Source organism: Catenovulum sp. 2E275 (assembly GCF_025515275.1).
Lineage (GTDB): Bacteria > Pseudomonadota > Gammaproteobacteria > Enterobacterales > Alteromonadaceae > Catenovulum.
In genome coordinates this window covers 99,586-113,194 of sequence record NZ_JAOPFU010000003.1, presented here as the reverse complement: position 1 = coordinate 113,194, position 13,609 = coordinate 99,586, and the positions used below count along the sequence as shown (strand labels likewise).

Annotated in this window: 14 protein-coding genes; 11 read left to right on the top strand and 3 right to left on the bottom strand. The window is 38.5% G+C overall.

The window, feature by feature from the left end; genetic code table 11:
* Positions 1-17 precede the first annotated feature (17 nt).
* The gene (locus N7931_RS02735; protein WP_262791759.1) at positions 18-1,034 is read left to right on the top strand and encodes a LacI family DNA-binding transcriptional regulator; all 1,017 of its coding nucleotides are present in this window, start codon (positions 18-20) and stop codon (positions 1,032-1,034) included.
* A gap of 392 nt (positions 1,035-1,426) precedes the next feature.
* On the opposite strand, the gene galK is transcribed toward N7931_RS02735, so the two are convergent.
* From galK to N7931_RS02720, 3 genes are all read right to left on the bottom strand, one after another.
* Positions 1,427-2,569, bottom strand: coding sequence for a galactokinase (gene galK, locus N7931_RS02730; RefSeq protein ID WP_262791758.1), 1,143 nt, complete (start codon positions 2,567-2,569; stop codon positions 1,427-1,429).
* Between the two features lies 1 nt (position 2,570).
* A complete protein-coding gene (locus N7931_RS02725; protein ID WP_262791757.1) occupies positions 2,571-3,614 on the bottom strand; it encodes a UDP-glucose--hexose-1-phosphate uridylyltransferase in 1,044 nt (347 codons plus the stop codon).
* Positions 3,615-4,010: 396 nt separating this feature from the next.
* Positions 4,011-4,454, bottom strand: coding sequence for a hypothetical protein (locus N7931_RS02720; RefSeq protein ID WP_262791756.1), 444 nt, complete (start codon positions 4,452-4,454; stop codon positions 4,011-4,013).
* A 251-nt stretch (positions 4,455-4,705) separates the two neighbouring features.
* On the opposite strand from N7931_RS02720, the gene ccoN reads away from it, so the two are divergent.
* From ccoN to uspE, 10 genes are all read left to right on the top strand, one after another.
* Positions 4,706-6,151 (top strand): cytochrome-c oxidase, cbb3-type subunit I, encoded by a 1,446-nt coding sequence (ccoN, locus tag N7931_RS02715; RefSeq protein WP_262791755.1) that lies wholly within the window; start codon positions 4,706-4,708, stop codon positions 6,149-6,151.
* A gap of 13 nt (positions 6,152-6,164) precedes the next feature.
* Positions 6,165-6,773, top strand: coding sequence for a cytochrome-c oxidase, cbb3-type subunit II (gene ccoO, locus N7931_RS02710; protein ID WP_262791754.1), 609 nt, complete (start codon positions 6,165-6,167; stop codon positions 6,771-6,773).
* 5 nt (positions 6,774-6,778) lie between these two features.
* Positions 6,779-6,982 (top strand): cbb3-type cytochrome oxidase subunit 3, encoded by a 204-nt coding sequence (locus N7931_RS02705; RefSeq protein ID WP_262791752.1) that lies wholly within the window; start codon positions 6,779-6,781, stop codon positions 6,980-6,982.
* A complete protein-coding gene (gene ccoP / locus N7931_RS02700) occupies positions 6,979-7,950 on the top strand; it encodes a cytochrome-c oxidase, cbb3-type subunit III (protein WP_262791750.1) in 972 nt (323 codons plus the stop codon). Before N7931_RS02705 ends, ccoP begins: the two co-directional genes overlap by 4 nt.
* 149 nt (positions 7,951-8,099) lie before the next feature.
* Entirely contained in the window at positions 8,100-8,594 is a 495-nt protein-coding gene (locus N7931_RS02695) for a FixH family protein (protein WP_262791749.1), read from the top strand.
* Positions 8,594-10,966 (top strand): heavy metal translocating P-type ATPase, encoded by a 2,373-nt coding sequence (locus tag N7931_RS02690; RefSeq protein ID WP_262791747.1) that lies wholly within the window; start codon positions 8,594-8,596, stop codon positions 10,964-10,966. The genes N7931_RS02695 and N7931_RS02690 overlap by 1 nt, the downstream gene beginning before the upstream one ends.
* Positions 10,963-11,184 carry a cbb3-type cytochrome oxidase assembly protein CcoS gene (gene ccoS, locus N7931_RS02685; RefSeq protein ID WP_262791746.1) on the top strand — a complete coding sequence of 74 codons (222 nt, stop codon included), beginning with the start codon at positions 10,963-10,965 and terminating at the stop codon, positions 11,182-11,184. Before N7931_RS02690 ends, ccoS begins: the two co-directional genes overlap by 4 nt.
* A 5-nt stretch (positions 11,185-11,189) precedes the next feature.
* Entirely contained in the window at positions 11,190-11,837 is a 648-nt protein-coding gene (locus N7931_RS02680; protein WP_262791744.1) for a sulfite exporter TauE/SafE family protein, read from the top strand.
* A 48-nt stretch (positions 11,838-11,885) separates the two neighbouring features.
* Entirely contained in the window at positions 11,886-12,590 is a 705-nt protein-coding gene (fnr, locus tag N7931_RS02675; protein WP_262791742.1) for a fumarate/nitrate reduction transcriptional regulator Fnr, read from the top strand.
* Positions 12,591-12,663: 73 nt separating this feature from the next.
* A complete protein-coding gene (uspE, locus tag N7931_RS02670; protein ID WP_262791740.1) occupies positions 12,664-13,608 on the top strand; it encodes a universal stress protein UspE in 945 nt (314 codons plus the stop codon).
* The last annotated feature ends 1 nt before the right edge of the window (position 13,609 follow it).

The following is a 13,609-nucleotide window of genomic DNA, read 5'->3' as shown; positions in this document are numbered from 1 at the left end:
AAGGTTAAACGCTATCAATGGCAACAATAAAAGATATTGCAAAAGCAGCTGGAGTTTCACTGGCAACTGTTTCACGGGTGATTAATGATGGCCCCAAAGTTGGCAATGAAACCCGCGCCAGAATAAAACAAATAATGAAAGAAATGGGCTATCGCCCTAATGCAAATGCGCGTGCGCTGGTCAATCAAAAAAGTGCTTCTTTAGGAGTGGTTTTAGCTGAATTGGCCGACCCGTTTTTTGCTACGTTAGCACATGGTATAGAGACCATAGCGCGTGAAAAAAATGTACAAGTGCTATTAAGTTCAGGTTCAATTGAAGCAAAAACAGAATTAAAAGCCATTGAAACTTTATTAGAGCACAGATGTGAAGCTATGGTGGTTCATAGTAAAGCATTAGACGATGAAACCTTAATTGAATTTGCCAGCCAAACACCCGGCTTTATTTTAATTAACCGTTATATTGAGGCGATAAAACATCAGTGTGTCTGGCTGGATAATATAGCCGGTGGTCAATTAATGGCAAAACACATGCTGAATTTAGGTCACAAAAAATTTGCAGTTGTATCAAGTAAATACCAAATCGACGATCCTTATCAAAGACTAGAGGGGATTAGAACTGCATTAGCCGAAGCCGGAGTAAAACTTGCTGATTCGGCAATTGAATATAGTAGCCCTGATCAGGAAGGGGGTGAAACCGCGATGCGTAATTTGCTCACACGAGGCGTCGATTTTACTGCTGTGCTGGGTTATAACGATGCAATGGCTGCTGGAGCCATGACCACTTTGTTAGATCAAGGTTTTCAAGTGCCGGATGATGTATCTGTTATTGGTTATGACGATGTTTTATTGTCGCGTTATTGTCGACCCAAACTCACTACGCTCAGGTATCCGATTGAAATGATGGCGAAACAAGCTGCACAGTTGGCTTTGAGTTACGCTGCTAAAGGGATATTTACCAATGAAGATAAAACCAAAACTTACAAATATACGCCAACAATAATTAAGCGTGAATCGGTATTAAAAACCCGCGATTAATATCCTCTATTGGAATATAAACGCGATAAAGACGTAATCGCCCATAATAAATCAGAAAAACAAAAAACCGTTATTGAGCAGTGCTTCAATAACGGTTTTTTTAACACGCTAAACTCGCTTTTACTTAACCTCAACTCGGGTTAAGGTGTATTCTAACTAATTGAATTATTTAACCTTATAATTCCACATAGTTTCTAACGAGCATTTTTTTGTGCGGACAAGGCAAATTCACGCGTCAATAGATAGTCTCGGCTTTAGTTCCGACGTCGCTCTACCTCCCCCATCCATGGGGTCGTATTGCAAGTGGATTTAACGCAGTACCCGCGAAAAAAGGCCGTTTGAAACATATTCATTAAACCGAATTGAGGTTAGTTAACTTTAACTAAAAAGCGTTAAGCAAAAGCACCCTGCTCTGCGGTACAAATAAAAATACTTTCTTTTAATCCGGTTTTAGCCTGATACTGAGTTTCAACAGCTTGCTGTACCTGAGTTAACAAATGATCTGGTACTAGTGCAACTACACAACCACCAAAACCACCGCCGGTCATCCGTACGCCGCCTTCTTCACCCAATTGCTGATGAATAATTTCAACTAATTCATCAATTTGAGAAGTGGTAATGGCAAAGTCATTTTTCATCGACATGTGAGAAGCACGCATTAACGCACTCACTTTTGCGGTTTCGCCTTTATTTAACGCTTCGCACATTGCTAAAGTACGCTCGTTTTCAGTAATCACATGGCGCGCCCTTAAATAAGCCACATCAGACATTTTCGCTTTATTTGCTTCTAACAAAGTTAAATCGGCATCACGTAAACTATCTAATTCCATAACTTGTGCAGCTTCTTCACACTGTTGGCGCCGTAAATTATATTCACTATCAACCAAGCCTCGTTTAACATTTGAGTTAACAATAAATAAGTTAAAACCAGCAGGAAGTGCACTGTATTTAATTTCAAGTGAACGGCAATCAAGCAACATAGCTTGATCTTTTTTACCCATTGCTGAAATCAACTGATCCATAATTCCACACGAGCAGCCAACAAATTCATTTTCTGCTTGCTGGCCTTTTAGTGCAGCTTGAATACCATCTAAAGGTAAAGCGTTTAAACTGGCAAAACATTTTAAAATTGCAATTTCAAAAGAAGCTGAAGAACTTAAACCAGCGCCTTGTGGCACATTGCCAGAAACAACAAAGTCTGCGCCTTTAATTTGCGGATAATCTTTCATTAACGCAATTAAAACACCACGAATGTAGTTGCTCCAACTATGCGTATTATCAAACTGAATATCGTCTAATGAAAAGCTCACTAATTGATTATCAAAATCTAAAGCTCTTACATTAACCGTTCGATCGTCACGGCTACTGGCAGCAATGTCTGTACCAAAATTAATAGCAGCAGGAAATACGAAACCACCATTATAATCAGTATGTTCGCCAATTAAATTAACACGACCTGGTGCATGACAGGTTAATTGTGGTGCCTGACCAAAAAATGATTGATAAGCTTGGGTAACTAAATCTTGTCTCGACATTTTATACATTCTCTTTGTAGTGCACATTAGAAACAGCTCTCAGTCGATCTGCTGCTTGTTCTGGGGTAATATCGCGCTGCGCTTCGGCCATCATTTCATAACCAACCATAAATTTACGCACTGTTGCTGAACGTAATAACGGCGGGAAAAAGTGAGCATGTAAAGTCCACTCGCTATGTGCTTCACCATCAAAAGGCGCACCATGCCAGCCCATAGAATAAGGGAATGAGCAGTTAAATAAGTTGTCGTAACGAATGGTAATTTGTTGAATAATATCGGCTAAAGACGTTTTTTGAGCCTGATTTAACTCAGTTAAACGGGCAACACTAAAACGCGGTAATAATAAAGTTTCAAACGGCCATGCAGCCCAGTAAGGCACCACAACAATCCAGTCATCATTAATGCAAACGGTTCTTTCACCAGACTCAACTTCACGTTTTACATAATCTTCTAGCAGATTAGAACCTTGCTCTGCCTGATATTGTTTAAAGCTGTTTAATTTTTTACTGGCTAACGTTGGCAATTGATTTTGTGCCCAAACCTGACCATGCGGATGTGGGTTTGAACACCCCATCATAGCGCCTTTGTTTTCAAACACTTGGATCCAGCTATAGGTTTTAGCTAATTGAGCGGTTTCATCCTGCCATGTATTAACAACTTCAGTAATCTCTGCAACACTTAACTCTGGTAAGGTTTTGCTATGATCAGGCGAGAAACAAATCACTCGACTACAACCCTGCTCAGTCGCCATTCTAAATAGAGGATCATCATCAGCGACAACTGGCGTATCATCTTTTAACGCAGCAAAATCATTAGTAAATACAAAAGTCGATGTGTATTTAGGATTCACTTCGCCATTAATACGGGTATTACCTGAGCATAGATAACACTTTTCATCATAACTTGGCTTTTGCTCGGCATCGACAGTTTCAGACTGTCCCTGCCAAGGTCTTTTTGCTCTATGAGGCGAAACTAAAACCCATTCGCCGATCATTGGATTATATCTGCGATGTGGATGTTCTGTCGGATCAAATTGTGTAGTCATAAATCAACCTGTCGTCATTATTAACATTCAAGGCAAATTGAAACGTTTAATACCCGTGCTACTTCAAGATGCATGTTTCAGAGCTATCACAGCGTTTTCAATACAAAACAGATTGGTGAAGGAATGTAGGCACCTTTCAAACCAATATGATGCAGCACGGGTATATATCAATCTAGCCAAAATTTTTACATAGCTTAGCCGGAAAAAAACCAAAAGTAAAACGTTTTACCTTGTTTTTATAAAAAATCATACTTTAGCTAAAAACATCCAATTTAAAGACCTGATTCAATTTGTTTTTAAAGTCGTGTGGAGGTTAAAAGGCTTTATTATCAATCATAAATAATTTTGTTTAACAACTAATTAAGCAATAAAGCCTGCTAGATTTGTACTAACTGTTTAATGATTAACCGGAAAATCGATAAATGTATATATATTTTGCTGGTTAATTAATATTTGTATTTTTAATCGCCACTGCATGTTGGGATTAACACAACTCGCCGGAGTCACTTTTATTTGGATTTGATTATCTGATAATTGCTCAAAAGCTAATGGGATGATGCCCATATTCATATCAATTCCGATTAATTCTGCACTTTTTAACTCAGCTTTTAATTCTGAGTCAATTTGCATTTGATGCTCCTGCTCAGCATGAAAAGGATAAGGTGTCACCTTTACCGTTAACTGACCAGATTCTCTTAAATTGATTTCACATTGATTTTGTAGCATGGGTCGGCAGTCAGATAAATTGTCGTCCGTTGAGAGCGTTTGGGAAAGTTGCGAATAATATAAAACAAAAATTAAACCGGCTAAGGTTAATATGACAGGGATAAAACGTTTCAAAAAGTTCAGCCTTATAAACAACAGGGTTAATAATGAGATGATATTGACTTAAATCATGTTTTTTTTAAAGTGCACTGTATTTTTTTCTTCAAAAACCATACAATTTGCCCGATTTTAGCAATAGGCTGGCTAAATCGTTTAGTTTTTGTTCTATTAGTTCAGTTTCTAATCAAATTTAGCTAATATCTATACTTTAACCACACAAAAATTTAGAGAAAACTTTTTTGTTTCTCGCTTTGGATGATTTAACAATGAGCGCAACAAGTTCTACAACTCCGAATTATAATTTTGACATTGTCAAAAAATTTGCGGTAATGGCCGTTGTCTGGGGGCTGATTGGAATGTCTGCCGGCGTTTTGATCGCTGCTCAGCTGGTTTGGCCTGAATTAAACTTTGATACACCTTGGATTACTTATTCACGTATCAGACCTGTACATACTAACGCTGTAATTTTTGCATTTGGTGGCTGTGCCCTATTTGCAACTTCATATTATGTTGTTCAGCGTACCTGTAAAGCAGCTTTATTTAGTAATAAATTAGCTAACTTTACTTTTTGGGGATGGCAAGCGGTTATCGTTTTAGCGATTATTACCCTGCCTTTAGGTTTAACCAGCACTAAAGAATACGCTGAATTAGAGTGGCCGATTGATGTATTAATTGCCATTGTGTGGGTTGCGTATGCCATTGTGTTTTTTGGTACTATCGTAAAACGTACCGTTTCACATATTTATGTAGCTAACTGGTTCTACGGTGCCTTTATTATTACAATTGCTGTACTACATATTGGTAACAGCATGGCGATTCCTGTCAGCTTAACTAAATCATATTCTATTTATTCTGGTGCCGTCGATGCCATGATGCAATGGTGGTATGGCCACAACGCAGTTGGTTTCTTCTTAACGGCTGGCTTCTTAGGTATGATGTATTATTTTGTACCTAAACAAGCTGAACGTCCGGTTTATTCTTACCGTTTATCAGTCGTTCACTTCTGGGCTTTATGTGCACTTTATATTTGGGCTGGCCCTCACCATTTACACTACACCGCATTACCTGACTGGACTCAGTCTTTAGGTATGGTGATGTCAGTTGTATTATTTGTTCCATCTTGGGGTGGGATGATCAACGGTATTATGACGTTATCAGGTGCATGGCATAAACTACGTACCGATCCTATCTTACGCTTTATGATTGTTTCATTATCTTTCTACGGTATGTCTACGTTTGAAGGCCCGATGATGGCAATTAAATCAGTTAATGCCTTATCGCACTATACTGACTGGACAGTTGGTCACGTTCACTCTGGTGCTTTAGGTTGGGTTGCTATGATTTCAATTGGTTCTTTATATCATTTAATCCCTAAAGTATTTGGCCGTGAAAGAATGTACAGCATTAAATTAATCAATATCCATTTCTGGTTAGCGACTATTGGTGTTGTGCTTTATATTGTTGCGCTTTGGATTTCAGGTGTAATGCAAGGCATGATGTGGCGTCAAATTAATGCTGACGGTACTTTAACTTATAGCTTTGTTGAAGTAGTAGCCAGAACTTACCCATTCCACTTTATTCGTTGGGTTGGCGGTTTATGTGTTGTTTCAGGCATGATCTTGATGCTTTACAATACAATTAAAACAATTCGTTCTGATAAAACAGCAGACGAAGGTTTATCTTCAGCTAAATTGTCACAAGCAAACGCTTAAGGAGTATTTTTAGATGGCAAATAAACACGAATTGTTGGAAAAGAATATTGGTTTGCTTTCAATTTTAACTATTGTTGTTATCAGTTTTAGTGCGTTAGTTGAAATTACACCTTTATTATTTTTAAAAGAAACAAATGAACCTGTTCAAGGAATGGAGCCGTTAACAGCATTACAAATGGAAGGTCGTGATATTTATATTCGCGAGGGTTGTGTTGGTTGTCATAGCCAAATGATCCGCCCTTTCCGTGCTGAAACAGAACGTTATGGTCACTACTCGGTAGCTGGTGAATCTGTATGGGATCACCCATTTTTATGGGGTTCAAAACGTACAGGTCCTGATTTAGCTCGTGTTGGTGGTCGTTATTCTGACGAATGGCACAGAGTTCATTTAATTAACCCTAGAGACGTTGTTCCGGAATCAAATATGCCTGGTTTCCCTTGGTTAGAAGAAAACACCTTAGATGGTGAATTAATCGAGAAGAAACTAACCGTATTCCGTGATTATTATGATGTACCTTACACTGACGAAGATATTGCTAATGCTAAAGCGCAAGTGAAAGGTAAAACAGAGATGGAAGCATTAATTGCTTATTTACAATCTCTGGGTACAGCATTTAAGTAATCACTATGGATTACGGTACTTATCGCGGTATTTACACCATAATTATGATGCTAGTTTTTGCTGGCATCATCTGGTGGGCATACAGCAAACACAGTAAAAAGAGATTTGATGACGCGGCTAACTCCATTCTTGATGATGAAGATTTGGATGAAAAGAAAAGCGGCGATAACGCGAAACAGGTTCAACGAGATTTAGAGGATAAAACATGAGTACTTTTTGGAGTTTATGGATTTCAATCTTCTCCATAATCACTTTAGCTTTTGTATTTGTTTGTTTATACCTGAACATGAAAAACTATACAGGAGTCAAAGAAGGCGAATCAATGGGTCATGAATTTGACGGCATTGAAGAGCTTAACAACCCATTACCGGGTTGGTGGACAAAAATGTTCTGGGTAACAGCAATCTGGTCTGTCTATTATTTATTAGCTTACCCAGGTTTAGGTAATTACGATGGTTTCTTAAACTGGAAAAGTTCAAATCAGGGCGTAACGTCTTTAGCTGAATCAAAAGCGGCTACTGAACAAGGTTTAGCTGATGGTTTGCATGTTGCTTATGACAGAGAAGTGCAAGCAGCAGATGAACAATTTGGTCCTATTTTTGAACAATTTTCATCACAAGAAATTGCCGCTTTAGCCCACAATGAAGAAGCATTAGAAATTGGCCAACGTCTGTTTTTACAAAACTGTTCACAATGCCATGGTTCTGATGCGCGTGGTGGTACAGGCTTCCCTAACCTAACAGATAATGATTGGTTATACGGCGGTACACCAGACAAAATTAAAGAAACTATTATGTTGGGCCGTAACGCTCAAATGCCAGCTCAAGTAGCTGCGTTAGGTGAGCAAGGCGTTAAACAAATGGCTCAGTACATTTTAAGTTTAAGCGAAACTGGTCGTGAATTTGATGCTAGTATGGCAGCCGCGGCTAAACCTAAATTTGCAGTTTGTTCAGCTTGTCACGGTGCAGACGGTAAAGGTAGTGTTGCCCATAACTTACCATTTGGTGCACCTAACTTAACTGATGATATTTGGTTATATGGTGGTTCTGTTCGTGCGATTGAAGAAACACTGACCCACGGCAGAAACGGTGTAATGCCAGCTTGGAAAGACATTTTAGGCGAAGATAAAGTTCACTTAATCAGTGCTTATGTTTATAGCCTTTCTCAAGATAAATAATTGATAAACAACTTATTTAATGCTTGAATATAAAGCCCTGCCTCGCAGGGCTTTTTTGTTTATGAAGCGTCTGTTTTGCTGTTCAAAGCAACCTAAAAACCGATATAATAACCATTCATTTATAACCAAATTTAAAATAGGTTTTATTAATGCAGTCATCTACCTCACCTTGGTACAAAGAGCCTTGGCCTTGGGTTTTAATCGCTATAATCTTGATCCCAATGCTAGTAGCCGCCGTTAGACTCAGTATCTACAACGACTATAAAGTTGAAATGGTAGTTGACGATTATTATAAAAAAGGCAAAAGTATTAATCAGGAGTTTGCCCGCGAAAAACTCGCAAAAACCTATAATTTATCTGCATTGGTTAATTTTACCGAACACAATATTGTTTTAGATTTAAACCACAATGAGCAAGCACCTGAGATAGCCAGCTTAATTATTTCTTTTTATCACTCCACTCAAGGCTTTAAAGATTTTAATTTAATGGCCACTGCCCGTGCAGACGGCAAATTTACGGCAGTATTACCAGAGAAAGATTTATCTGGTAAATGGCAGCTAACGCTTGAGCCACACGATAAAAGATGGAAAATTCAAAAAAATATCCATTTACCTGACGCCAATCAAATCATCATTACGCCTTAATGAGCCAATTGTGTTTTCATTGCGGTGAAAAAATTCCCGCTAATTGTGATTTAAGTGTTGAAGTGTCGGGAAAACCACAGGCAGTTTGTTGCATTGGTTGCCAAGCGGTTGCTAATGCGATTTTGGCAGAAGGATTGAGCCAATATTATAAATTTAGGGAACAACCCGCAGATAAAGCAAATTTAAGTGATGAGTTGGTTAGCCATGAGTATCTGGCCTATGATGAGGCTTCAGTTCAGGCTGAATTTGTCCGTTATCACGGTGATAAAGCTCAGGCTGACCTGAGCATTGAAGGTATGCACTGCGCCGCTTGCGCATGGTTAATTGAAAAACGCTTAAAACAGTTAGCCGGAATCTCACAGGTTACCGTTAACCTCACCCAATCCCGTGCACAAATTAGTTGGAACTCACCAACGGTCAAGCTCAGCCAAATATTCCAAGCCATCGAACAAGTCGGCTATAAAGCTTCGGCTTTTAAGCTCTCAGAAATAGAATCTTATTATTCAAAACGTAATAAAGAGTTTATGCGTCAGTTGGTGGTAGCTGGCTTTTTTACCATGCAAGTCATGATGCTGGCTTTTGCAATGTATAGTGACGTGCTGGAAGCTCAATATGATGAATTTTTTCGCTGGATAAGTTTATTGTTAACAACACCTGTGGTGCTCTACAGTAGCCAGCCAATTATTCGCTCTAGTTTAATTGCGGTTAAAAATAAAATGCTGAATATGGATGTTCCCGTTGCTATTGCCATTTTAGGGACTTATTTTGCCAGTTGTTACGCCACTTTTAGCCAAACTGGCGAGGTCTATTTTGAATCTGCCGCCATGTTTGTTTTTTTACTGCTGACCAGCCGTTATTTGGAACATCAGGTAAAATCTAAAGCCACCAGCTTATCAGCTAATATGTTAAAACTTTTGCCCCTGGTTGCGTATAAAAAAATGCCAAACGGCCAGTTTGAAGCCGTATCAGCTAATAGCCTAATTAAAGGTGATATTATTCTGGTAAAACAAGGCCAAACAATTCCTGCGGATGGTATTTTATTAAGTGAATCTGTCATGGTTGAAGAAGCCATGTTAACCGGTGAAAGCCTACCTTTATCAAAATTACAAAATGATCTTTGTTTGGCAGGTTGTATTGTGATTGATCAAAGCATTGAAATACAGGTCACATCATCTGGCAAGGCCACCACGTTAGCGCAAATAGCTTATCAGCAAGAGCAAATTAGTGAAAATCGTTCGGGGTTTATTAATGCGGCAGACAAAGTTGCAAAACAAGCCACATTAGGGGTTTTAGTGCTCGCTGCCCTCACCTTTTTCGGCTGGCAATTATTAATGGGTGAAAATGGGCTTTGGTATGCTGTGGCGGTATTGGTTGCCACTTGCCCCTGTGCTTTATCTTTAGCCTTACCTACCGCTTTATCTGCCAGTAGCAGTGCTCTAAAAACAAAAGGTATTTTAATTCAAAATACTAATGCAATTGAACAAGCTTATCAGCTAAAAGCAATTGCTTTTGATAAAACCGGTACTTTAACCACAGGTCAATTCAGTTTATCCAAAATCCAGTTAACTGAAGATTTTAGCCAAACTCAGATATTAAATTGGGTGTCTCAACTTGAATTTCGAGCGAACCATCCACTCGCTAGTGCATTTCAAAAACCAGATATCCCAGCAAAGATGAGCGCATTTAGAGTATTACCCGGTATGGGGCTCAGCGCCGAAATTGACAATAAAAAAATAATGATTGGCAGTTATAAGCTGGTTGAACAAATGGCATCAGAAACATTGGCTCAGCACTTCCTTGGCGCTCAAATTTACATTTTTGTAGATCAGCAATTTGCTGGTGCAATTTGGCTACAAGATAAACTCAGAGCAGATGCATTAACCAGTGTTAATCAAATTTCGGCTTATCAATGTATTTTAAGTGGCGATACCAGTGAGCAGCTAAAACAAGTTGCTCAAGCTCTCAACTTACCTTATCAGGGGGGGGTAAGTGCCGAACAAAAAACACAGGCTTTAATACAGCTACGTCAAGAATATGGTTTAGTTGCAATGGTCGGCGATGGCATTAATGATGCTTTAGTTTTAGCCGAAGCAGATGTCAGCATAGCGATGAACGAAGCCTCTAGTTTAAGCAAACAAAAAGCAGATGTTGTATTATTAGGCTCACAATTAGATCGAATTGTATTATTGATTAAGCAATCGCAGCGGCTCAACAAAATTATAAAACAAAATTTTAGCTGGGCTATTGCTTATAACTTACTGGTTTTACCGTTAGCGGTTGTTGGTATTTTAACGCCGTGGATGGCGGTTATTGGCATGTCGGCCAGTTCGTTAATTGTTGTTATAAACTCAATGAGGTTATTAAAAATATGAGCGTAATCTATGTCCTCATCCCACTGGCGATTATCATTGTAGTGGTAGCGATAGCGATATTTTTCTGGGCGGTTAAAAAAAATCAGTTTGAAGATTTAGATCGCCAAGGCTTTGAAATTTTATTTGATGATGACGAAACTGCTAATTCAACTGAAAACCAAGCTAAACCCCAAACCGAACAACAGTCTGAACATAAAACAGATAAACCACACTTATAAAACAAATGTCTGATTATTTAGCTGCCATTATTATCGGATTATCAGGTGCCAGCCATTGTTTGGTCATGTGCGGTGGTTTATCGGCGGCAATGGGGCTTAACAAATCTTTTATCAGCGCTTTATTATATAACCTTGGTCGTATTAGTAGTTACACAATAGCTGGATTTCTTCTGGGTTATGCTGGTTTATGGTTAACTGACAGCTTTGAGGGAGTTTTACTCGCGCTCCGTCTATTAGCTGGCATAATGCTGATTTTATTAGGTTTATATATCTCGCGTTTATACATGGGGCTAATTTATATTGAAAAAATATTTGGTCTTTTCTGGCGACTCATCGCTCCGCTTGCTCAAAAAAGCATATCAACTAAAAGTTTAACGGCTCGATTTTTCAGCGGCATGCTATGGGGTTGGCTACCTTGTGGTTTGGTTTATAGCACGTTAACTTTTGCCGCAACTCAAGCCAACCCACTGCAATCTGCATTTATTATGTTATGTTTTGGTGTAGGGACCTTACCTGCTTTATTACTTAGCGCCCAATTAAGCCAGCAATTAGGCCAAATACTAAAACATAAATACAGTCAATATCTTGCTGGTTTGATGCTGATCATGTTTGGTGCACATACTTTATACATTACGGCTTTGCAACTGGGTTAAAAAAAGTTAGACTTATTTTGATTCATATCAAAGACGATAGGATAAAAAATGAACTTTAAAAACACAGTTTCTTGTCAAAACTGTAGTATGAACCAATTGTGTCTACCTTTTTCACTGAATGACAAAGAAATTCAGAAATTAGACGAAATTATTCAGCGCAAACGTCCATTGCATAAAGGCGATCAGTTGTTTCAGGCTGGTAAGCATTTTAATTCATTATATGCAGTTCGTTCTGGTTCATTTAAATCTTATTCGCTCTCTCCTGCGGGTGAAGAACAAATTGTAGGGTTTCATTTACCCGGCGATATTATTGGGTTTGATGCCATAAATAACCAAAGCCATCCAACCTATTCAACTGCGCTTGAAACCGCTATGGTTTGTGAAATTCCATTTAATGTAGTTGATCAACTGAGTACAGATTTACCAAAATTAAAAACTCAGATTATGCGCCTGATGAGCAATGATATTATTGTAGATCGCGAAATGATGTTTTTACTCAATAAAAAAACGGCCGAGCAAAAATTAGCTGCCTTTATTTATAGCTTATCGCAACGTTTTAAAGAGCGAGGGTTTTCTGAATCAGAGTTTCGCCTAACTATGACACGGGCAGAAATCGGTAATTATTTAGGGTTAACAGTTGAAACCATTAGCCGTTTATTAAGCCGTTTTCAAAAACAAGAATTAATAAAAGTAGAAGCTAAGTTTATTAAAATAGTTGATTTACCTCAGCTTACTGAACTGGCAAAAAGTTAACTCTGTCACAGGTAAAATAGGCCAAAATCACCTAAACTTAAATTATCATTAAATTAACTAAAGGTGAGTACAAATGAACAACTTAAATAAAATTCTTGCCGTAATTGATCCAGCAGACGAAGCACAAAAATCGCTAAAAAGAGCAGTTGAACTGGCTAAAAAAACCGGTGCTAGTGTCACAGCCTTATTAGTGGTTTATGACTTTTCGTACGAAATGACCACAATGCTTTCCGGCGATGAACGCGAGTTAATGCGCCGTAGCATGATAGAAGAACGAACCGCTTGGCTCGATGAAGTGCTTACCCCTTACGCTGGCCAAGTTCAGCAATTACATTCTTTAGTTGAATGGCATAACCGCCCGTTTGAAACCATTATCCAACACACCTTAAAAGATAATTTTGACTTAATTGTTAAAGCAACCCATAAACACCACCTACTCCACTCTGTTATTTTCACGCCAACCGATTGGCATTTAATCCGTAAAGCTCCTGCACCAGTATTGTTAGTTAAAGATCATGCGTGGCCAGAAAATGGACAGATTATTGCTGCGATTAATGCAGCGAACGAAGAAAAACATCATAAAGACTTAAATCAGAATATTATTAAAACGGCTCAGCTTTTTGCCAGTTATTTACATTCAGATACATATTTACTGAATTGTTACCCCGGTACCCCTGTCAACTTAACAGTTGAACTGCCAGAATTTGATCCAACCCAATATCGTCAGGCAATTCGCCAGCATCATCAAACCTCAGCTTTACAATATGCTAAACAATTTTCGATAGCTGAAGATAAATGCATGGTCAAAGAAGGCCTGCCAGAGAGCATTATTAATGATGTTGCTAAAGAAATAGATGCTGAACTTATTGTCATTGGCACGGTAGGTCGAACCGGTTTATCAGCGGCATTATTAGGTAATACTGCCGAGCATTTATTAGATGCTGCAAATTGTGATGTGCTGGCAATAAAGCCAGAAGGATTTGTTTGTCCGATAAAGCTTGATGATAAATCGGAATAAA